1 protein-coding gene is annotated in these 1,398 nt (G+C 32.2%); it reads left to right on the forward strand.

Features of this window, described 5'->3' with window-relative positions:
* Positions 1 to 554: 554 nt before the first annotated feature.
* A partial coding sequence (locus tag UC75_RS10660) for a hypothetical protein (RefSeq protein ID WP_228137271.1) occupies positions 555 to 1,398 on the forward strand: 844 nt, incomplete at its 3' end.

Raw genomic sequence — 1,398 nt, forward strand, 5'->3', positions numbered from 1 at the left:
CGGTATAATAAAGAACGTCAATTTATTTTAATGAAAAAGTTTAAATATAATAATTTAATTAATGTTTATATAATATTTTCCTTATTTTATATTTATAGCTTTTAATAAAATTTAAAATATAAAATCAGGTTTTATATATTTAGTTAATAAAATAGATTAATCGTTAATTCTAATTTAACAGTCTATATAAATATATAGAGAGATGTTACCCGATCATGTAACTTGGCTAAGTCAGTAACTGTAGAATAATTTAAAAATATCGTGTTATGAAAGTCACCTTTGTTTTGATAATTCATCTATTAAAAAGCCTGATATGTCTTTGAAATACATACTGGACTTTTTTATTACGTTCATGAAACTTTAGAAAATAGTGGAACCCCTTCTTAAGATATTCTAATAAATACAACTAAATCAATATGTTATATACAAAAACCAACAAAAACACTTGGATTTATATGTGAAAAATTATGGTATAAATCACGCTTCGAAATTTGCCTAATAACTATAAATTTCGACTATTACAAAAACTTTCTAATTATAAGGAGCAACTCATCATGGCTAATGGATTTCCAGGTGGAAACTTTAGAATCGTTAACAAAGAAACAGGTGCGTGTATCGCAAGCGCATACGGTGGACAAATCCATGGTTTACAAGATGGTGTAAGTTCACTTGGAGAAACGGGTAAGATAGCTTACTCTCATACCGCCGATCGAGAATTTACGGTACATGACAAGGTTAAAAACATAGAAGAAGAACTTTGGTATTTTGACAGCCACGACTATCGCAGTGGTCGAGAGAATAAGCTATACAACAAAGTTAAAGATATCCGTTCTAGTTGGGTGCTCGGTGCTCATGTTGAAACAGATGCGATTGCATATAAATTATTTGATAAAGACTTAGAGCATTTCCTTAGTCTTTTACCAAAGCAAGATGAAGAAACACTCGCCCACTTAAAAACCAGTGATTGTCTTGATATTGTTCATTTATTACAGACATTTATTTATAGTAACGGCGAAGAAACGATTAAATCGGAACTTGTTGGTAAACTCGATGAGACTAAGCTGAACGAATATTTAAATGCCGTGCTCGCTCATGAGTCAATTCGTCGCATCGAACAAAAGTTCTATGAATATGCTGCCTCTCCTTGGCTCTTTTTAGATATTCCTGAACTTAAAGGTTTGTCTGAAAATCCTTTCGCTCAGCAGAATGAACAAATCTATAAGATCATTCTTGCCTCTGTGCAGTTAGATGTCTTGGATCAAAAAGATTGGACTACAAGGTCAGAGTTCCGATTGCATTTACGCCATGACAATATCGACGCTCTACTAAAAAAAATGAAGAAAGAGAGCATGGCGGAGCTTCATGCAAAAGCATATAAAGAATATGCAAATACTCAAG

The organism is Acinetobacter sp. V2 (assembly GCF_001188385.1).
GTDB classification, from domain to species: domain Bacteria; phylum Pseudomonadota; class Gammaproteobacteria; order Pseudomonadales; family Moraxellaceae; genus Acinetobacter; species Acinetobacter oleivorans.